At 67.7% G+C, this 18,687-nt stretch carries 20 protein-coding genes; 10 read left to right on the top strand and 10 right to left on the bottom strand.

Annotation, left to right across the window (positions count from 1 at the left end; genetic code table 11):
- Positions 1 to 32: 32 nt before the first annotated feature.
- The 5 genes from OHZ10_RS30490 to OHZ10_RS30470 all read right to left on the bottom strand — a co-directional run bounded on the left by OHZ10_RS30490 (position 33) and on the right by OHZ10_RS30470 (position 5,164).
- Complete coding sequence (locus OHZ10_RS30490; RefSeq protein WP_059239653.1) at positions 33 to 611, bottom strand: hypothetical protein; 579 nt, start codon at positions 609 to 611, stop codon at positions 33 to 35.
- Positions 612 to 673: 62 nt separating this feature from the next.
- Positions 674 to 1,063 (bottom strand): lysozyme inhibitor LprI family protein, encoded by a 390-nt coding sequence (locus OHZ10_RS30485; protein WP_342705254.1) that lies wholly within the window; start codon positions 1,061 to 1,063, stop codon positions 674 to 676.
- A 54-nt stretch (positions 1,064 to 1,117) separates the two neighbouring features.
- Entirely contained in the window at positions 1,118 to 1,882 is a 765-nt protein-coding gene (locus OHZ10_RS30480; protein ID WP_059239657.1) for an N-acetylmuramoyl-L-alanine amidase family protein, read from the bottom strand.
- A 148-nt stretch (positions 1,883 to 2,030) separates the two neighbouring features.
- Positions 2,031 to 3,650, bottom strand: a complete 1,620-nt coding sequence (locus OHZ10_RS30475; protein WP_342705253.1) for an NAD(P)-binding protein — start codon at positions 3,648 to 3,650, stop codon at positions 2,031 to 2,033.
- On the bottom strand, positions 3,650 to 5,164 hold the full coding sequence (locus OHZ10_RS30470; protein ID WP_059239661.1) for a polyamine aminopropyltransferase: 1,515 nt from the start codon (positions 5,162 to 5,164) through the stop codon (positions 3,650 to 3,652). The genes OHZ10_RS30475 and OHZ10_RS30470 overlap by 1 nt, the downstream gene beginning before the upstream one ends.
- 136 nt (positions 5,165 to 5,300) lie before the next feature.
- Between OHZ10_RS30470 and OHZ10_RS30465 the strand changes: the two genes are divergently transcribed.
- Genes OHZ10_RS30465 through OHZ10_RS30440 form a run of 6 tightly spaced genes read left to right on the top strand, consistent with a single transcriptional unit; the run spans position 5,301 to position 9,797 of the window.
- Positions 5,301 to 5,687 (top strand): DUF350 domain-containing protein, encoded by a 387-nt coding sequence (locus OHZ10_RS30465; protein WP_059239663.1) that lies wholly within the window; start codon positions 5,301 to 5,303, stop codon positions 5,685 to 5,687.
- A gap of 27 nt (positions 5,688 to 5,714) precedes the next feature.
- Positions 5,715 to 6,755, top strand: coding sequence for an SPFH domain-containing protein (locus OHZ10_RS30460; RefSeq protein ID WP_059239665.1), 1,041 nt, complete (start codon positions 5,715 to 5,717; stop codon positions 6,753 to 6,755).
- A gap of 9 nt (positions 6,756 to 6,764) precedes the next feature.
- On the top strand, positions 6,765 to 8,282 hold the full coding sequence (locus OHZ10_RS30455) for a DUF4178 domain-containing protein (RefSeq protein WP_340624723.1): 1,518 nt from the start codon (positions 6,765 to 6,767) through the stop codon (positions 8,280 to 8,282).
- Complete coding sequence (locus OHZ10_RS30450) at positions 8,279 to 8,428, top strand: hypothetical protein (RefSeq protein ID WP_155291822.1); 150 nt, start codon at positions 8,279 to 8,281, stop codon at positions 8,426 to 8,428. The genes OHZ10_RS30455 and OHZ10_RS30450 overlap by 4 nt, the downstream gene beginning before the upstream one ends.
- Complete coding sequence (speD, locus tag OHZ10_RS30445; protein WP_256086100.1) at positions 8,425 to 8,808, top strand: adenosylmethionine decarboxylase; 384 nt, start codon at positions 8,425 to 8,427, stop codon at positions 8,806 to 8,808. The genes OHZ10_RS30450 and speD overlap by 4 nt, the downstream gene beginning before the upstream one ends.
- Before the next feature lie 44 nt (positions 8,809 to 8,852).
- Entirely contained in the window at positions 8,853 to 9,797 is a 945-nt protein-coding gene (locus OHZ10_RS30440) for a RidA family protein (protein WP_342705252.1), read from the top strand.
- A 31-nt stretch (positions 9,798 to 9,828) separates the two neighbouring features.
- Here OHZ10_RS30440 and OHZ10_RS30435 read toward each other — a convergent pair whose 3' ends face one another.
- From OHZ10_RS30435 to OHZ10_RS30425, 3 genes are all read right to left on the bottom strand, one after another.
- Entirely contained in the window at positions 9,829 to 10,617 is a 789-nt protein-coding gene (locus OHZ10_RS30435) for a lysozyme inhibitor LprI family protein (RefSeq protein WP_196486617.1), read from the bottom strand.
- 106 nt (positions 10,618 to 10,723) lie between these two features.
- Complete coding sequence (locus OHZ10_RS30430) at positions 10,724 to 11,611, bottom strand: DUF4261 domain-containing protein (protein WP_342705251.1); 888 nt, start codon at positions 11,609 to 11,611, stop codon at positions 10,724 to 10,726.
- A gap of 148 nt (positions 11,612 to 11,759) precedes the next feature.
- A complete protein-coding gene (locus tag OHZ10_RS30425) occupies positions 11,760 to 12,212 on the bottom strand; it encodes a type II toxin-antitoxin system RatA family toxin (protein WP_059239678.1) in 453 nt (150 codons plus the stop codon).
- 191 nt (positions 12,213 to 12,403) lie between these two features.
- Between OHZ10_RS30425 and OHZ10_RS30420 the strand changes: the two genes are divergently transcribed.
- Together OHZ10_RS30420 and OHZ10_RS30415 are read left to right on the top strand one after the other, a co-directional pair.
- Complete coding sequence (locus tag OHZ10_RS30420) at positions 12,404 to 13,444, top strand: bifunctional nicotinamide-nucleotide adenylyltransferase/Nudix hydroxylase (protein ID WP_059239680.1); 1,041 nt, start codon at positions 12,404 to 12,406, stop codon at positions 13,442 to 13,444.
- A gap of 73 nt (positions 13,445 to 13,517) precedes the next feature.
- Positions 13,518 to 14,951 carry a nicotinate phosphoribosyltransferase gene (locus tag OHZ10_RS30415; RefSeq protein WP_342705250.1) on the top strand — a complete coding sequence of 478 codons (1,434 nt, stop codon included), beginning with the start codon at positions 13,518 to 13,520 and terminating at the stop codon, positions 14,949 to 14,951.
- A gap of 48 nt (positions 14,952 to 14,999) precedes the next feature.
- Here the strand turns inward: OHZ10_RS30415 and OHZ10_RS30410 are convergent, their stop codons facing one another.
- On the bottom strand, positions 15,000 to 16,460 hold the full coding sequence (locus OHZ10_RS30410) for a PLP-dependent aminotransferase family protein (RefSeq protein ID WP_059239684.1): 1,461 nt from the start codon (positions 16,458 to 16,460) through the stop codon (positions 15,000 to 15,002).
- Between the two features lie 126 nt (positions 16,461 to 16,586).
- Between OHZ10_RS30410 and OHZ10_RS30405 the strand changes: the two genes are divergently transcribed.
- Positions 16,587 to 17,474: a DMT family transporter gene (locus OHZ10_RS30405; RefSeq protein WP_059239686.1), complete on the top strand. Its 888-nt coding sequence runs from the start codon at positions 16,587 to 16,589 to the stop codon at positions 17,472 to 17,474.
- A gap of 57 nt (positions 17,475 to 17,531) precedes the next feature.
- Here OHZ10_RS30405 and OHZ10_RS30400 read toward each other — a convergent pair whose 3' ends face one another.
- Complete coding sequence (locus tag OHZ10_RS30400; RefSeq protein WP_059239687.1) at positions 17,532 to 17,900, bottom strand: VOC family protein; 369 nt, start codon at positions 17,898 to 17,900, stop codon at positions 17,532 to 17,534.
- Between the two features lie 77 nt (positions 17,901 to 17,977).
- On the opposite strand from OHZ10_RS30400, the gene OHZ10_RS30395 reads away from it, so the two are divergent.
- Complete coding sequence (locus OHZ10_RS30395) at positions 17,978 to 18,679, top strand: helix-turn-helix transcriptional regulator (protein ID WP_059239689.1); 702 nt, start codon at positions 17,978 to 17,980, stop codon at positions 18,677 to 18,679.
- Positions 18,680 to 18,687: the final 8 nt, after the last annotated feature.

Genomic DNA, 18,687 nt, shown 5'->3' with positions numbered 1-18,687 from the left:
GTGTGCCATGCGCCGCGGTGCTGCGCGCGGGTTCATTCCGCCGGATCGAGACTGCTGTCGATGGCGAAACTGTAGCCGAGATCCACTTTCGACGCGTCGCCGCGCGCATCGGCCTTCTTCAGCACGAATTCGAACGCGGGCTCGAACCAGCCGTTGCGCGGCACCTCGCCGCCGAGGACTTCGACGTCGTACCAGCCGTTGTCGAGTTCGACGACAGGCCTGCCCGGTTCGCGATAACGCGCAAGCAGCGCGTTCACCGTTTCGTCGGTGAAGCGTTCGAGAATGCGCCACGTGTAAAGCATCGCCGAACGATGCTCGACGCGCAGCACATAACCGCCGCGCCGGTGCTGCAGCCGGCTGCCGGCCTTCAGCAGCTCGGGTGTCGCGTCGTCCAGCGTGAAGATGATCGTGTACGGATGATTCTCGATACCGGCCAGCGGAATGACGATGCCGTCGAGCACGGCGTTGTCGCCGCGGTCGCCGGTCGTGAATTCGGCCGCGACGTTGTCCGACAGCCGATGGGTTTCCTGGTAGCGCTTCAGCAGCAGAAGATCGCCGACGAGGAAACAGTCGATCAGGTCGTTGAGGACTTCAGAGAATTCATGCCGCATCGCCGCTCCTTTCGAGGGGGCGGTGCCGCTCGACGCCGCGCGGCACCGCATGCGCGACGAGCTTACTCGCCGAGCTTCGACGTCACGCACCCCGTGCTCGAGCATTCGCGCTCACGTTCGCGCAGGAACGACAGCCGCGACTGCGTCATGTCGTTCGCGCACTGGATATCCACGAGGTAGCTGTTGTTGCGCGTCTCGCTGCACTGCGCGTCGCGCTGCTTCAGCCACGCGAGCTGGCCGGCCTTCAGCGTCGCCTGCTGGTCGCCGCTCAGTTGCTTGCGCAGGCGGCCGTATTCGTCGTTGAGATCGCGGTCGGACTGCGAGAATTGCGTGCTGGTGCAGTACACCTGGTCGAACGCGCTACGGGGCTTGCCGCAGCCGGCCGCCTGTGCGGCGAACGGAACGGCGAGCGCAAGCAGCGCGCAGGATGCGAACAGCGTCTTCCTTTTCATTGTGATGCTCCTGACTGGGTGAAAACCGTTGAGCCCGACGGGTGATGTCGTCATTTACTGCGGTGCCGTGCACGCATCGATCCCGCCCGCGATCGCGGTGGACAGGCGCTGGATCGTCTCGCGCCGCGCGAGCCGTGCTTCTTCGTCCGGATTGACGATCACGCCGGCCTCGACGAGCACGGCCGGAATCGGCGCCGTGCGCAGCACGACGAGATCGTCGAAGCGGTGGATGCCGAGTTGCGGATCGATCAGCGGGCGGTTTTCGCCGCGGATCGGCTGCGCGTGATACAGCGATGGCCGTTCGCCGGCCGCGACGAGCCGCTCGGCGATCGCCTTCGCGCAACGCAGGCTTTCCGCATAGTGCGGATTGCGTTCCGACACGAACACCGAGAAGCCGCGGAATTCGCGCTGCCGGCCCGCGTCGATGAACTGCTGCTGCATCGAGTCGTGATGGATCGACACGAACAGGTTTGCGTCGGGCGCCTGCGTCGAACGCTGGTCGAGCTTGATCTCGCGGCCGTCGGCCGACGTGCGCAGCACGCGGTCGCCGTGCGCGGCGAGCTTGTCGGCGACGGCGCCGGACAGGTCGAGGTTGTACAGGTATTCGACGCGACCGCTTGCGCCCGTAGAACCGGGATGCGCCGGCGTATGGCCGGTATCGACGACGATGTAGCGCCCGGAGGCGGGCTCGGAGCCGGTGGTGCCGGCCGTGCCGGCCGCATGCAGCGCCAGCGGCGCGCCGAGCAGCGGGGCGCATGCGAGCACGCGCGCGGCGGCGCGCGCGAGCGGGCGAAGGCGTCGGAGGATTCGGTTCGTCATTGTTGTTGTCGGGAAGGGCATACGGCGCGTCGAACGGCGCGGCACCGTCGGCCTGCTCCATGCAGTCGGAATGTCGCGCGATTATAGCGGTTGGCGGTGGCGCCGCAATGACGAAACGGCCGCCCCGGCACCGGCCGGAAGCCGGCGCTCAGGCCAGCACGCGCCGGGCCGCCAGCATGCCCCAGTACGATGCTTCCTCGAACAGCGACAGCCCGGACAGGTCGGCGTGCGCGAATACGACGGGGCCGTCGGCGTCGCGCAGCGCGAGCAGGCCGGGGCGGCTCAGGAAGCCGACGTCGGGCGTCGCCATGGCATGGCCGCGCACGGTGATCTCGAGCGCCGTCGCGTGTTTCCACAGCGCGCGCCCGTAGACGGCCTGCAGGTCGATCGCGGCCTGTTCGCGCAACGCGTCGGGCTTCGCCTGCGCCAGCCAGCGGCGCGTATCGTCCGGCGTTCGCGTACTCAGCGCCTGATAGGCAGAGAACACCGAGCGCGTCGGCGGCGACATCCGGATCAGCTGATGGGTCGACACGACGTAGCCGAGCGCCGCGCCGTCGTAGACGACGTTGTCCCACGCCAGCGGCACGCCGGCTTCTTCGGGCGGCATCCCGTCGAGCAGGAAGTTGGACACGAGCCACGGCGCGCGCGGCGGCAGGTCGCGCGCGGGGTCGAAGCCGTACGCGGCAAGCTGCGGAAACACGCGCGCCGCGACGAACAGCGGCATCGCGCTCACGACGCGACGGGCTTTCAGCGTGAACGTCGACAGCGTGCCGTCGTCGCCGAGGCGCGCACACAGCACGTCGACGCCGCCCGCGCGTTCGGCTGCGCGCACCGCGAAGCCGTCCCGCGACCACGCGTTCGAGCCGCTGCGCGCTGTGATCGAATCGCTCAGCCTGGTCACCATCGTGTGCAGCCCGTCGGGCCAGGTCAGCACCGCGCCGTCGCTCGCATCGCCGGCATGGCCGCCGCGCGACGAGAAATAGTGCAGGCCGGCCCAGGCCGAAACATGCTCGTAGCCCGCGCCGTAATCGTCGCGGCAGCAGTAGTTCAGGTACCAGTGCAGCGCCTTCGCGGTGTAGCCCTCGTCGAGCAGCCACTGGCGGAACGAGCGCCGGTCGAGTGCGCGCCAGCGCGGGTCGCGCGACGATTCCGCGATCGGGATGCAGAACACCTTGCGACCGTCGGCGCCGCGCGCGGTGCGCAGCCCGTCCGTGTACGCGAAGAACTTCGCCTGCTGCGCGAGTTCGTCGGCGCCGAGGCCGGCGGTCGGCACGATGCCGTCCTGCCACTGCCCGCCGATGAAGAGCCGTTCGTCGGGCGCGTGGACGAGCGCGCGCTCGTCGTAGACAGGGCGCGCGGAGAACGGGGCGGATTCGATCACGCCGAGATCGGCGAGCATGTCGCGCAGATGGGCGGATTCGAGCGACGGCAGCGGCAGGTAGTGCGCGCCTTTCGGGTAGCCCAGATCGCCGAAGCGCCCGCCGGCCGCATTGCCGCCGAATTCGGGCCCTGCAAGCACCGTGAAGCGCTGGTGGCCGGCGCGCGCGAGCTGCCATGCGCACGACAGTCCGGCCGCGCCGGCGCCGAGGATCGCGATATCGGTTTCGATCGTGCCGGAAGGCGCCGGCAGCGCCGCATGGTCGCGCAACGCGTGGCCTTCGCGCATGCCGGGGTAGCCGACGCGCGGCGTCGTCTCGATCCAGCCGGTGCGGCCGCATGCGGCGAGCGACGCGGCCGCCGACGCGACGAGGAACGTGCGGCGGTCCATCAGCGCAGCACGTGCTTCCAGTCGTCGTCGAAGCGGCGCACGAGCGGCTGGTCGTTGAGTTCGTTCGGCGACATCGGCAGCGCCGGCATGTCGGCCGGGAAGTGGAACATCTCGGTGGCCGTCTGCGCATCGAGCCAGCGAGTCGGCACCCCGTAATGCGTCGGCACCGTGAAGTCGCGGCGCTTGCCGGCGATCACGAACCCCCAGTCGCCGAACGACGGCACGTAGCAGTGGTACGGCCACGTGTTGAGCCCGGCTTCGTGCAGCGTCGCGATGATGGTCCAGTATGCGTGCGGCGCGAAATACGGCGACGTCGACTGGATCACCGCATAGCCGTTCTCCGACAGGTGGCGTGCAAGCAGGCGGAACACCGGCACCGAATACAGGCGGCCGAGCCCGAAGTTGGTCGGATCGGGGAAGTCGACGACGATCGCGTCGTACACGTCGGCATTCGATTCGAGCCAGCGCACCGCGTCGTCGTTGATCACGTGCACGCGCGGGTCCTTCAGCGAGCCCTGGTTCAGCTTGACGAGGGGTGCGGAGGTCGAGAACAGCTTCGTCATCGCGGGATCGAGATCGACGAGCGTGATCTGTTCGAGGTTGCGGTGCTTGAGCAGTTCGCGCACGGCGAGCCCGTCGCCGCCGCCGAGCACGAGCACGCGCTTCGCCCACGGCAGCGCTTCGATCGTCGGATGGATCAGCGCCTCGTGATAACGATGCTCGTCGCGCGACGAGAACTGCAGGTTGCCGTTCAGGTACAGCCGCATGTCGTCGTGCCACTGCGTGAGCACGATGCGCTGGTACGGCGTCGTTTCCGAATAGATCGTCTCGTCGCCATACACGCCGTGTTCGGCCCAGTGCGTGATGCGATCCGACAGCGCGAACCCGGCGATCAGGAGCCCGATCACGAGCGACGCGCGCATCAGCTTGCCGCGCACGTTGCGGATCTCGTCGCGGAACAGGTGTGTCGTCCACAGCGCGACGAACGCGTTCAGGAGGCCGAACAGGAAGCTCGTGCGCAGCAGGCCGAGACGCGGCGCGAGCACGAGCGGGAAGATCAGCGACACGGCGAGCGAGCCGAGATAGTCGAAGGTCAGCACTTCGCTGACGGTGTGGCGGAATGCCTGGCGCCGTTGCTGGAACGCGCGCATCACGAGCGGGATCTCCATCCCGATCAGCAGGCCGAGCGCGAGCACGAGCGCGTAGAGCGCCGCGCGGAACGGCGCGGCGAGCCACGCGAACACCGCGAACAGCAGCGCGGCCGACACACCGCCGAGCAGGCCGACGAGCAGCTCGATATCGACGAAGCGATCGAGCACGTCGTCGTCCTCGACGAACTTCGCGAGCCACGAGCCGATCCCCATCGCGAACAGGTAGCTGCCGATCACCGACGAGAATTGCAGGATCGAATCGCCGAGCAGGTAGCTCGACAGCGCGCTGCTGATCAGTTCGTAGCCGAGCCCGCACGACGCGAGCACGAGGATCGACAGGACGAGCGCACGCCTATGCAGCATGGCGCATCCGTTGTGCAGTGTTCGGCAATGTGGATATACTGGCGCGGATTTTTGTGGGGCGGCCATCCGTCTGCGGGCCCCGCATAGTCCGGCCGGCGACGGGGCGGCGAACCGAGCACAAAATCCGAGGGAAAGAATGAATAGTGCCTATCTCTATGCGGTTCATTTACTGTCGGCGTTCGTGCTGCTTCTTGTGTTCGCGGCAGTGTACCTGAAGGTCACCCCGTTCGACGAACTGGCGCTGATCCGCGACGGCAACGCCGCCGCGACGCTGTCGTTCGGCGGCGCGCTGATCGGTTTCTGCCTGACGCTCGCGTCCAGCATCGCGCACAACTCGACGCTCGGTGAAGTCGTGATCTGGGCCGTTGGCGCGATGATCGTCCAGCTGATCACCTATGCGGCGCTGACGCGCCTGATGCCCGGCATGAATCATGCGATCGAGGATCGCAACGTTGCGATGGGCGGCCTGATGGGCACTGCGTCGCTCGTCGTCGGCATCATCAATGCCGCCTGCCTGACCTGACGCGCCACGCGTTTCGAGGAGACCGACATGAGTCTGGGTTCATTCATCCGCAAGCAGTTCATCGACGTCCTGCAATGGACGGAAGACACCGACGGCGTGCTGGCCTGGCGCTATCCGATGGAAGACCAGGAGATCCAGTACGGCGGCAAGCTGACCGTGCGCGAAACGCAGGCCGCGATCTTCGTCAATGAAGGCAAGGTCGCCGACGTATTCCAGCCGGGGCTGTACACGCTGGAAACGAATACGCTGCCGGTGCTCACGTACCTGAAGAACTGGGACAAACTCTTTCAATCGCCTTTCAAGTCGGACGTCTACTTCTTCAGCACGCGGCTGCAGCTCGGCCGGCGCTGGGGCACCGCGCAGCCGGTGACGATCCGCGACCGCGAATTCGGCTTCGTGCAGTTGCGCGCGTTCGGCATCTACTCGTACCGGATCGTCGACGCGGCCGCGTTCCACCGCGAGGTCAGCGGCACGCGTGCGCAGTACACGGTCGACGATCTGGAACAGCAGCTGCGCAACCTGGTCGTCACCGCGATGAGCACGACGTTCGGTTCGGCCGACGTGCCGTTCGTCGACATGGCCGCGAACCAGTCGCTGCTGTCGCAGCGCGTGGCCGAGGCGCTGGTGCCGGTATTCACGCGCTACGGGCTCGCGCTCGACGCGTTCGCGGTCGAGAGCGTGTCGCTGCCGGCCGAGCTGCAGAAGGCGCTCGACCTGCGGATCGGCGCGGGGATGGCCGGCGATCTCGCGCGTGCCACGCAGTACCAGACCGCGCAGGCGATTCCGCTCGCCGCGCAGAACCCGGGCGGCATCGCCGGGGTCGGCGCGGGCCTCGCTGCCGGTGCGGCGATCGGGCAGGCGATGGCCGGCCAGATCGCGGGCGCCGCGCAACCGGCGCCGGCCGCCCCGCCCGCACCCGCTGCGGCGCCGGTGGCCGCAGCGCCGGCGGAGGGCACCGATTACGTGCAGCGGCTCGAGCAGCTGAAGGCGCTGTTCGACAAGGGCCTCGTGACCGAAGACGAATATTCGCGCGCGAAGGCCGAGATCCTCGCGAAGCTCACCCGGTAAGCATCGCGCATGTTCAGTACCTCGTGCCCCCAGTGCGGCGCGCCGGTCGAGTTTCGCTCGGCGGCGGCCGTGATGGCCGTCTGCGCGTTCTGCCGCAGCACGCTGCTCAAGCGCGGCGCCGACGTCGAGCGGATCGGCGAGCTGGCCAGCGTGCTCGACGATGCGTCGCCGATCCAGATCGGGACGGCCGGTCGCTACGGCAAGCGTGCGTTCACGGTGCTCGGCCGCATCCAGATGACCTACGACGCCGGCGCGTGGAGCGAGTGGTATGTCGTGTTCGACGACGGCGCGTTCGGCTGGCTGTCGGATGCGTCGGGCCAGTACGCGGTCACGGTGCGCGAGCCCGACGACGCGTCCGGCGGCGCGTGGCCCGGGTTCGGCACGCTCGAACCGGGCATGCGGATCGACCACGGCGGCCGCGCGTATCTGGTTTCAGACGTACGCACCGCGCGGTGCACGGGCGGCGACGGCGAGCTGCCGTTCCGCGTCGATGCGGGCTGGGAGGCGCGCGTCGTCGACCTGCGTACCGGCAACGCATTCGCGACCTACGACTATTCCGACGCCGACGCGAACGGCGGCAGCCCGGCCGTCTACACGGGCGAAGCGCTGGAGTTCGATGCGCTCGCGTTCACCGGGTTGCGCGATACGGAGAACGACACACGCGAGAAGCGCGGCGCGGAGATGGTGCCGTTCGCGTGCCCGAGTTGCGGCGCGTCGCTGTCGTATCTGCCGAACGTGGCCGACTACGTCGTGTGCGGAAGCTGCCACGCGGGCGTGCAGTGCACGGCCGAGCAGCAGACCGTGTTCGCGGCGCAGCGCAAGCTCGACTCGGTGAAGGGCGCGCTGGAACTCGGTGCGATCGGCACGTTCGACGGCGTGAAATACACGGTGATCGGCATGATGCGTTGTCGCGTGCCGGGCGATGACGAGACCTGGGACGAATACCTGCTGCTGAACCCGAAGCGCGGCTTTCTGTGGCTCGTGCAGAGCGAAGGGCGCTGGGAGCGCGTGCAGGTGCTCGACCAATGGCCGACGATCGGCAGCGAGTCCGACGTGACCGACGGCGGCAAGACCTACCGCCTGCGCGAGGAATACGACTCGGAGGTCGTCTACGTGGTCGGTGCGTTCAACTGGCGCGTGCAGGTGGGCGATCGCACGTCGATCATCGACTATGGCTGGCAGAAGGACAAGCTGACGCGCGAGCGCAGCGACGCGGAGATCGTCTGGTCGCGTGCCCGGCCGCTGTCGGGCAGCGCGCTCGCCGAACGTTTCGCTACGCCGGCGCTCGCGACGGCTGCTGCAGCGGCCGCCACGGGGGCCGCTGCGTCCACGGGCCTGTTCGGCGCGAAAGGCCCGCACAGTTTCGCGCCGCTGCCGTGGGTGTTCAGCGCGTTGCTCGTGATCTTCAACATGGGTTCGCTGTTCTCGTTCAGCGGCCGCACCGTCTACGTGCTGGTCGGCCTGCTGGTGCTGTGGCTGCCCGAATGGCTGTGGAAGGGGTTTGCGTCGGACGGGGGCAAGTCGTGATCCGGTACATCCTCTACGGCATCTACGGCCTGATCGTCGTCACGCTGTTCAGCTGCGCATCGATCGGCGGCAGCGGCTCGGGCGGCAGCGGCTGGGGCAGTTCGTCGGCCCGCAGCGGCTACTCGTCGTACGGGTCGCACAAATGACCGCGCGGGACGGGATCGAGCCGCCATGCGCGACGCTCGGCTCGCACGTGCTGGCCGACCTGACCGGCATCGATGCGGCGCTGCTGCGCGACGCCGCGCGGCTCGAAGCGATCCTCACCGGCGCCGCGCAACGGGCCGGCGCGCGCGTGATCGGCGCGCATTTCCATCACTTCGGCGGCGAGCATGGCGTGACGGGGGTCGTGCTGCTGGCCGAATCGCACATCACGATCCATACGTGGCCCGAGCATCGCTTCGCGGCCGTCGACGCGTTCATGTGCGGCGCGGCGCGCGCAGCCGAAGCGGTCGATGCGATCGCCGCGGCGCTCGGCACGCACGCGCAAGTCCGGCAGCAGGTCGCGCGTGGCGGGGCGTTGACCTGAAAGGGCGTTGCACAACCGTGACCGGCATGCGTAAAAGAACCAGAATGGCCGCATCGATCGGCTTGGCGTGCTTCGTTGGCAACGTTATCGCGGAGTCGCCGCCAAAGCCGCCGGGGCCAGTCGTGATGGTCCATTTCGACTACAACGAGCGGGACAAGGCGCGGCTTCATGCGCTGGAGCAGCGGCTGGATCGCGCCGTGCGGCAGGTCGGCGCGGGCGAGCTCGGCGAGACCGAACTGCATCGCGACGGCAACGACGGCTATCTGTACTTCTATGGCGCCAGCGCCGACCGGCTGTATGCGATCGCGCGCCCGATCCTGAAATCGTCAGGATGGCTGACCGGTCTGGAAGTGACGTTGCGTCGCGAGCCGGGCGCGGAAGCATCTTCAAGGGGGGGCGTCCGGCATACGCTAGCGCGTGGGCGTCCAGATGCCGCAGATCGGGCCGGAAAGCGCGCTGCTACCATTCCGGGCGCGTCGGCGGGCAAGCCATTGCGCGTGCGTTCGTCATTGGCGGCGGGCGTGTCGTCCGCGCCGACGAGCGTGCGGCAAAGCCGTGTACGAGCGCCAGGGAGCGTGTCAATGATCGATCGTGAAGTGATTGTTCCGCCGACGATGCAGCGCGTCGTCGAGCGTGCGGGGTATGCGCCGGCCGTGCGGGTCGGTGCGACCGTCTACTGTGCGGGACAGGTCGGGCGCACGCCGGATCTCGATGTGATTGCCGATCCCGAGGCGCAGTTTCTCGCCTGCTGGGACAACCTGCGCACGGTGCTGGAGGCGGCCGGCTGCACGTTCGACGACGTCGTCGACATGACGACGTACCACGTCGGGTTGAGCCGGCACATGGCCGTGTTCCGCGACGTAAAGAACCGGGTGTTTCCGCGCGGGACCTGCGCGTGGACCGCGATCGGCGTAGCCGAACTCGCGCATCCCGGCCTGCTCGTGGAAATCAAGTGCGTGGCGATCAGGCGGGACGCGCCGGCGGCATGAGTATTCGCCGCCGCGCGGGTGGCCGCGCCCGCTAGCGGTCGAACCGGAACGTCGACACGCTGTGCAGCGTCGCGTCGTCGGTGCCGACGATGCCCTGCGTCCCCGCGACGGCCGAGCGTTTGCCGTCGCTCAGCACGGCCCAGTAGCATTCGCCGCCGGCCGCGTGGAAGCCGGTTTCCGGATCGCTGATGCCGCACGTGATCGTCGCGCGCATGCCGCGCCAGCCGGGGCCGGAGAAGCGTTCGACTGCCTGCGGGATGCCGGGGCCGTACGACGTCACCCACTTGCCGTCGTCCTGCTTCACGAAGCCTGCTTCCTTCTCCGCGACCGGCTCCAGCGCGCCGTCGACGATCTCGAACGAGATGAAACTGCTGCTGTAGGTCATGTTGCGGCCGACGATCGCGACGCAATGGTCGCCGCCGCCTTCGGGGCAGGGCTTTTTCACCTGCCGGTTCGCGAGGTATTCGAACGAGATGCCGAGCGCCGGATCGCGATAGGTTTTCCAGCCCGCGTGTTTCACCTGCTTCAGCGCGGCGGTGCGGTCGCGGTACGCGGTGGCGATGCACGCGGCATCGGCGCACGCATCGCGTTGTGCGAGCCACGCGCGTTGCGACCGGATCAACGCCTGCTGGTCGGCGGCGATGCCGATCGCATCGTAGTACGCGTTCGACAGCATGCTGTCGGCCGAGACGAGCGCCTTGTCGCTGCAAATCAGGCGATCGGTGCGTGTCTTGGCGCGGGAGCAGTCGATGCTGTCGGCATGGGCCGACAACGAGAGGCCGATCGCGGCCAGCGTGAGCGCAACGCGAATGCCGAACACGGACATCTCCTCATCGGGTTGGGTCGGCGGCTGTCACGCCGCCGCCATGCGATGCCACGCGGTTCGAGAGCCGTCTTCGATCCCGCGCCACGCATCAACATGCGTTTCAGCGATTGATTTCGTCCGCCGAGATCAGTTCGGCCACGAGCACCTGCGCAGGCCCCTGCAGGTAATACTCGTGCTCGAGCGGTTCGCGCAGCTTCATGTACGTTTCCGAGCCGATCTGCATCGTTTCGCCCGCATGCATCCGCGCACCGCTTTCCAGCAGGTAGTGCATCACGTTGTTGAAGATGCCCGAATAGCGTTCGCCTTCGTGATGGCCTGCCGCGAGCGCGGCGAAATCGGGCAGGCCGAACACGTCGGCGCCGTATGTGCGCATCCACACGCCGTCGACGCCTTCGACTTCGTACTTCACGAAGCCGCAGAAGAACAGGTTCAACGGGATGTCGCGCAGCACTTCGAGGCTTTCTTCGCCGAGTTCCTTCGCGTTGAATACGCCGGCCGGCAACGACGTGTGCGCGTGCTCGTTCAGCACCGCGAGGCCGTTCTGTTCGGCCAGCGCGCCGGCGACGGCCGCCAGCGCGACATACTGGTCGAGCGGATTCGCGTCGTGCCCGGCGTAGTAAAGGATCACGTGGCTGCGGTTCGCGCGCACCTGCTGCTTCAGGTCCTGCCCGTAGTGGGCGGGCGCGACGCACGCTTCCAGCGCGTCGGACGGATAGGGCGCATCGAAGCCGACCAGCCGGACGACGTGGTTGCCCCAGCCGGCGAGCCCGAATACCTGCTCCAGCGTCGGCTCGGTTTCGACGCGCGCCTGCGTCATGCTCGGGTGGTACGCGCGCAGCGCGGCGGTCAGCGCGGCGATATCGACCTGCAGCGGGCCGTCGAAGACGACCGCGACGCTCAGCGGGTGCTCGACGTCGGGTGCCGCGACCAGCGCGACGGGATTTTCGGGTTCTTCTTTGCGGCCAAAGAATCGGGATATCAGGCTCATCGGATTATCTTTGTGTCGATGCCGTTACAGGCAGGCGTGCCCTGTTCTCTCGGTCAGGGCGGGCCGTCGGGATGACGGTGGCCCGTAGTTTCCCCGGGTTCGGCGAATCTGGCAAATATCCGACGGCGTGGCCGGCGGCGAGCGCGGGTCAGCGCGGCAGCGCTTCGGCCTCGGCCCAGCGCTTGAACGAATCGAGACGCCGGCGCGTCTGCACGAGATAGAACGCGCCGATCAGCGGTTCGAGCAGCCAGCGCAGCCAGGACGGCTGAGCGCGGAAGTGGTACGTGAACTTCACCTCGGTCGACCCGGGCGTGTGCTCGGTGAAGTTCCAGCTGCCGCTGAAGCGTTCGAGCACCTTCGGCCCTTCGACCATCTCGACGGCGGCAACCTGCGGCGGGCGGTAGGAGATGTAGCGCGACACCATCGTCGCGCCCGACTGGCTGCGGCAGAACGCGTCGACACCCACGTTGGCCGTCGTTCCGTCGAGCAGATAGGCGTCGGTGAGGAAGCTGTCCCACACGAGCCGCCGCGCGTAATCCTGCGACCACGTGAAGAGGCGTCTGCGATCGACGCCGACGGTCCGGCTGACTGAGATCCTCATGATGGCGGGCGCCAGGGCGCGGATTGGGATGAAATCGAGTGTAACCCGCCAAAACCTTGCGTTTCGTCAGACTTCGTCAAGTCGAGCGTGCGCTCGAATGCGCTTGATTGACGCATCTCGGGATTTCCCCTAGGATTCATTCCAACCCTTCGGGACAGACCCGGAGCGTTTCAATCTCTTGAGGGAGCCTCATGAGTACGCAACAGAACCGGCGCTTCGACGCGCTCGTTTTCATTGGTCGTTTCCAGCCTCCGCATCGTGGTCACCTGAACGTGCTGAAGTCGGCACTGAGCCGGGCCGAGCGCGTGTGCGTGCTGATCGGGTCGACCGACAAGCCCCGCACCGTCAAGGATCCGTTCTCGTTCGACGAGCGCCGCCAGATGCTGGCTTCGCTGTTCGACGCGTCCGAGCGCGACCGCGTGACGATCGCGCCGTTGCAGGATTCGACGTACAACGACGGCGACTGGGTGCGCTGGGTGCAGGAGGCCGTCGCGTCCACGCTCGGCGATATCGCGCAGCGCAAGGTCGGATTGATCGGCCACGAGAAGGACGCCACGTCGTATTACCTGCGGATGTTCCCGCAATGGGAGCTCGTCGACGTCGATGCGACGGAAGACATTTCCGCCACCGAGATCCGCGACCAGTATTTCGCCGAACGCACCAACAGCTTCGTCCAGTGGGCCGTGCCGGAACCCGTGTTCAGCTGGCTCGAGCGTTTCCGCACACAGCCGGAATTCGCGCAACTGAAGTCGGAAGCCGAATTCATCGCCGCGTATCGCAAGGCGTGGGCGGCCGCACCGTATCCGGTCACGTTCGTGACGGTCGACGCGGTGGTCGTGCACTCGGGCCATATCCTGCTCGTGCGTCGCCGCAGCGAGCCGGGCCGCGGCCTGTGGGCACTGCCGGGCGGGTTCGTGAACCAGGACGAGCGGCTCGACGCGGCCTGCATCCGCGAGCTGCGCGAGGAAACCGGCCTCAAGCTGCCGGAGCCCGTGCTGCGCGGCTCGATCAAGGATCGTCAGGTGTTCGATCACCCAACCCGCTCGCTGCGCGGCCGCACGATCACGCACGCGTGCCTGTTCAACTTCCCGACCGGCGAGCTGCCGCGCGTGAAGGGCAGCGACGACGCCGACAAGGCGCGCTGGGTGCCGCTCAACGAATTCGCGCAGATGCGCAACGTGATGTTCGAGGATCACTTCGACATCGCGTATCACTTCCTGGGGAAGCTGTGATCCGCTGATTCCCCGCATTCCGTCCGCCGCGACAGACGCGGCGGCACTTCACCGGCCTAGAGGAGCTCTAGCCATGCAAAACGATCCCGGCGGCTTTGCCGCGGTTCTCGCCAATCCGATCCTCAACACGGATTCGTACAAGGCTTCCCATTTCCTGCAGTATCCGCCCGACGCGTCGGCGATGTTCTCGTACGTCGAATCGCGCGGCGGCCGCTACGACCGCACGGTGTTCTTCGGCCTGCAGATGCTGCTGAAGGAATATCTGTGCAAGCCGGTCACGCATGCAATGATCGACGACGCGCGCGATTTCTTCACGGTGCACGGCGTGCCGTTCAACGAAGCCGGGTGGCGCCATATCGTCGAGCGCTACGACGGCTACCTGCCGGTGACGATCCGTGCGGTGGCCGAGGGCTCGGTCGTGCCGGTGCACAACGTGCTGATGACCGTCGAATGCGACGATCCGCAGGTGTTCTGGGTCGCGTCGTATCTCGAGACGATGCTGCTGCGCGTCTGGTACCCGGTGACGGTCGCGACCCGCAGCTGGCACCTGCGGCAGACGATCCGTCGCTTCCTCGAAAAGACCGACGACGATCTCGCGCAACTGCCGTTCAAGCTGCACGATTTCGGCGCGCGCGGCGTGTCGAGCGCGGAATCGGCCGCGATCGGCGGCGCCGCGCACCTCGTGAATTTCATGGGCTCGGACACGGTGCTCGGCGTGCTGGCCGCGAACCGTTTCTATCGCGAGCCGATGGCCGCGTACTCGGTGCCGGCGGCCGAGCACAGCACGATCACGTCGTGGGGGCGCGACGGCGAGGCCGATGCGTACCGGAACATGATCAACCGTTTCGGCTTGCCGGGTGCGATCGTGTCAGTCGTGTCGGACTCCTACGATCTGTTCGCCGCGCTCGATCTGTGGGGCGGCGAGCTTCGGCAGGCCGTGATCGATTCGGGGGCGACGCTCGTCGTGCGTCCCGATTCGGGCGACCCCGTGACGATCGTGCTGCAGACCGTGCGTGCGCTCGACGCGTCGTTCGGCTCGACCTTGAACGGCAAGGGGCGGCGCGTGCTGAACCGCGTGCGCGTGATCCAGGGCGACGGTGTCGACGAACAGTCGATCGAAGCGATTCTCACCGCACTCGACGAGGCGGGCTATGCGGCCGGCAACGTCGTATTCGGCATGGGCGGCGCGTTGTTGCAGCAGGTGAACCGCGACACGCAGCGCTTCGCGATGAAGTGTTCGGCGATCCGGCGCGGCGGCGTGTGGCACGACGTCCGCAAGGATCCGGTCACCGATCAGGGCAAGCGCTCGAAGAAGGGGCGGCTGACGTTGCTGCGCAATCGCCGCACCGGCGAGTATCGGACCGTGACGCTGCCGTTGGCATGGGACGACCGCGCGCTGGAAGGCGAATGGGACGAGGCGCTCGAAACGGTGTTCGATACGGGGCGCCTGCTCGTCGATACGACATTTGCCGACGTGCGGGCGAGGGCGCACGCAGGCGAGGTGTGACGCGGGCGGGGGAGGCATCGCGCGTCCCCCGCCGTTCGCTTCGCGCAGTTACGAGCCGTTCGCCTCCACGGGCACGCCGCTGCGATCGGCCGCCCGCACCGCATCCATCGCCCGCGCGAGCGCATCGAACACGGCGGGCCCCTTGCAGCGCGACACGTTGAAGCGCATGTACGACGTTGCGCCGTGCGACGGACTGAACACGTTGCCGGGCGCCAGCACGACGTCGTGATCCAGCGCATGTCGTGCGACACGCGCGGCATCGAGCCCGCCGGGCAATTCCGCCCACACGAACAGGCCGCCGCGCGGCTCCGTCCAGATCCCCAGCCCGGCCCGCGTGAGGCGTCGGATCGTTTCGCCCATCGCATCCGCGAGACGCGCGCGCAGGCTGTCGAGATGGCGACGGTACGTGCCGTCGATCAGCAGCCGGTGCACGACGTTCGCACCGATCTGCGCATTGCCGAACGACGTCGCGAGCTTCAGGTCGACGAGCGCGTCGATCCATTCCGGGCGTGCGGCGACGAAGCCGCAGCGGATCGCGGCCGACAGCGTCTTCGAGAAGCTGCCGATCGACACGACGCGCGACAGCCCGTCGAACGCCGCGAGGCGCGGCGCGGGCGTGCTCTCGAAATCCGCGAAGATGTCGTCCTCGACGATCAGCAGCCCGTGCTCGGCGGCGAGCGTCAGCAGCCGGTGCGCGACGGGAGGCGCAAGCGTCGCGCCGGTCGGGTTGTGCAGCGCTGAGTTGGTGATGTACAGGCGCGGGCGGTGTTCGACGAGCACCTGCTCGAAGCGCGCGAGATCGGGACCGTTCGGCGTATACGGAACGCTGACGATCCGCGCGCGGTGTGCACGCAGCAGTGCCTGGAAGTTGAAGTAGCACGGATCGTCGAGTACGACCGTGTCGCCCGGTTCCAGCAGCAGGCGGCACACGAGGTCGAGCGCATGCGTGCCGCCGTCGGTCAGCATGATCTGCGCGGGTTCCGCGTGCACGCCGTGCTGCGCGAGCCGCCACGCGAGCTGCTGGCGCAGCGCGGGCAGGCCGAGCGGCGTCGCGTAGTCGGTCAGCGCGTCGGCATCGTCGCGCGACACGGCGCGCAGCGCGCGGCGCAGGCTCTCGTCCGGCAGCCACGACGGCGGCAGCCAGCCGCAGCCGGGCTTCACCGACGTGGGTGCCGCCTCGAGCGACTGGCGCGACAGCCACAGCGGATCGAGTTCACGATCGAGGCGCGGGCCGAGATCGGCGAGCGCGAGCGGCGGCGCGTGGCCCGACACGTAAAAACCCGAGCCGCGCCGCGCGACCAGCACGCCTTCGCTCGCGAGCCGTTCGTAAGCGTCGACGACCGTCGATTTCGACACGCGCAGACTGTCGGCCATCATCCGGATCGACGGCACGCGTGCGCCGGGCATCAGCGCGCGGCTCGCGATGCGCGCGCGCAGGGTGTCCATCACGGTTTCGACGCGCGTGCGCGACACGGCGGGCGGAACGGGAGGCGGGACGGATTGGCTCATGGCGAAGAATGAACTGTACGGCCGGTTGTCCAGTACAGTTTGTCTGAATTGTATTGGGCTGTAGCTTACGCGCTTTTTGCGGGCGGCGGATCATCGGTCATCCACCTTTCCCGTTCAGGATTTACCGTGCAGAAAACGACCGACGGATGGCTCAGCGGCCTGCTGGGCGTGATCATCTTCAGTGGCTCGCTGCCCGCGACGCGTGTCGCGGTGCAGGGGCTCGATCCGCTGTTCCTCACCTTTGCGCGCGCGACGATCGCCGGTGTGCTCGGCCTGCTGCTGCTCGTCGTGCTGAAGCAGCGGCGGCCGACGCGGGCCGAGGCCGTGTCGCTGGCCATCGTCGCGCTCGGCGTCGTGGTCGGCTTTCCGTTGCTGACGGCGCTGGCGCTGAAGCACGTGACGTCCGCGCATGCGATCGTGTTCGTCGGGCTGCTGCCGCTCGCGACCGCATTGTTCGGCGTGTGGCGCGGCGGCGAACGGCCGCGGCTGCCGTTCTGGATCTTTTCGATCGTCGGCAGCGGTGCGGTGGCCGCGTTTGCGCTGCGCAACGGCGGGCAGGCATCGGTGGTCGGCGATGCGCTGATGCTGGCGGCGATCGTCGCGTGCGGGCTCGGCTACGCGGAAGGCGCGCGCCTGTCGCGCCAGCTCGGGGGCTGGCAGGTGATCTCGTGGGCGCTCGTGCTGTCGCTGCCGCTGATGGCGCCGCTCACGTGGCTCACGTGGCCCGCGTCGTTCGACGGCGTCGACGCCGCCGCGTTGTGGGGGCTTGCGTACGTGTCGCTGTTCAGCATGCTGATCGGCTTCGTGTTCTGGTATCGCGGGCTTGCGCTCGGCGGGATCGCCGGCGTCGGCCAGCTGCAGCTGCTGCAGCCGTTCTTCGGCTTCCTGCTGGCGGCCGGCCTGCTGCACGAGACGGTGCCGCCGTCGATGGTCGTCGTGACGGTCGTCGTGGTCGGTTGCGTGGCGGGCGCGAAGTATTTCTCGAAGATGGCGCCCGTGCAGCGCGCGGGGTGACGGGCGAGCCGGAACGCAGGCGCGGGCGCGACCGGTGGACGGTCTGCCCGCGTTCGTCTACTTGTCCGGCATGCACACGCGCAACCGGTGGCCGTCCGGATCGAGCGCGACGAACGTCAATCCGAACACGGCCGTCATCGGCGGCTGTTCGAACGGCACGCCGAGCGCTTTCCACGCTTCGTACAGGCGTTCGACTTCGCGCTCGTCGTCAACCATGAACGCCAGCTCGGAACGATGGCCGGTGCCGCCCGATACGAAATCGCGTGCGCCGGTCGACCACAGGCCCAGATGCAGCCCGTTGTCGAATGTGAAGGCGGCGTAGGCCGGAAACGCGGCGACGGGCGGGCGCCCGAGCAGGCGCTCGTAGAACTGCGCGCTGCGTGTCGGGTCGTCGACATACAGCAGAACGAGATTCGGGGAAGTCATGCGGAGCCGTCCGGGTATCGATTAAGATGCGTCCCATTCTATGAACGGATGCTGTCAGAAAATGGCAGCATTGAACGATGACGCGCGCCGAACGATTGCTCTCGCTATTGCAGCTGCTGCGACGCCACCGCCTCCCGGTGAGCGGTCGCGTGCTGGCCGAAGCACTCGGCATTAGCCTGCGCACGGTCTATCGCGACATCGCGTCGCTGCAGGCGCAGGGGGCGGACATTGAAGGCGAGCCAGGTGTCGGCTACGTACTGCGTGCCGGTTTCATGCTGCCGCCGCTGATGTTTTCGCAATCCGAACTCGAAGCGCTGATGCTCGGTTTTCGATGGGTCGGGAAGTTCGCCGATGCGCAGCTCACGACGGCTGCATCCGATGCGCTTGCGAAGATCTCCGCCGTACTGCCGGCCGACCTGCGCCGCGAGATGGAGTGCACGACGCTGCTCGTCGGGCCGCGCACGGTCGAGGATCGGGAGACCATCGACATGGGTGCCGTGCGTGCGGCGGTCCGTTCCGAGAGCAAGATCCGGATCCGATATGCGGGTGAAGGCCGCCAGGCGAGCGACGAACGGATCGTGTGGCCATTCGCGCTCGGCTATTTCAACGACGTGCGGATTCTGGCGGCGTGGTGCGAAGGTCGGAACGACTTCCGGCATTTCCGGACCGATCGCATCGTCGAGCTGGAACGGCTGGATCTGCGTTACCCGCGGCGGCGCGCGGCGTTGCTGAAGGCGTGGCGCGCGGCGGGGGCCGACGTTCGGGTGACGGTGAGGTAATGCGCGGG

Origin of the sequence: Burkholderia arboris (assembly GCF_038723655.1) — a bacterium.
Lineage (GTDB): Bacteria > Pseudomonadota > Gammaproteobacteria > Burkholderiales > Burkholderiaceae > Burkholderia > Burkholderia arboris.
This window is presented reverse-complemented; position numbering and strand designations above follow the sequence as displayed.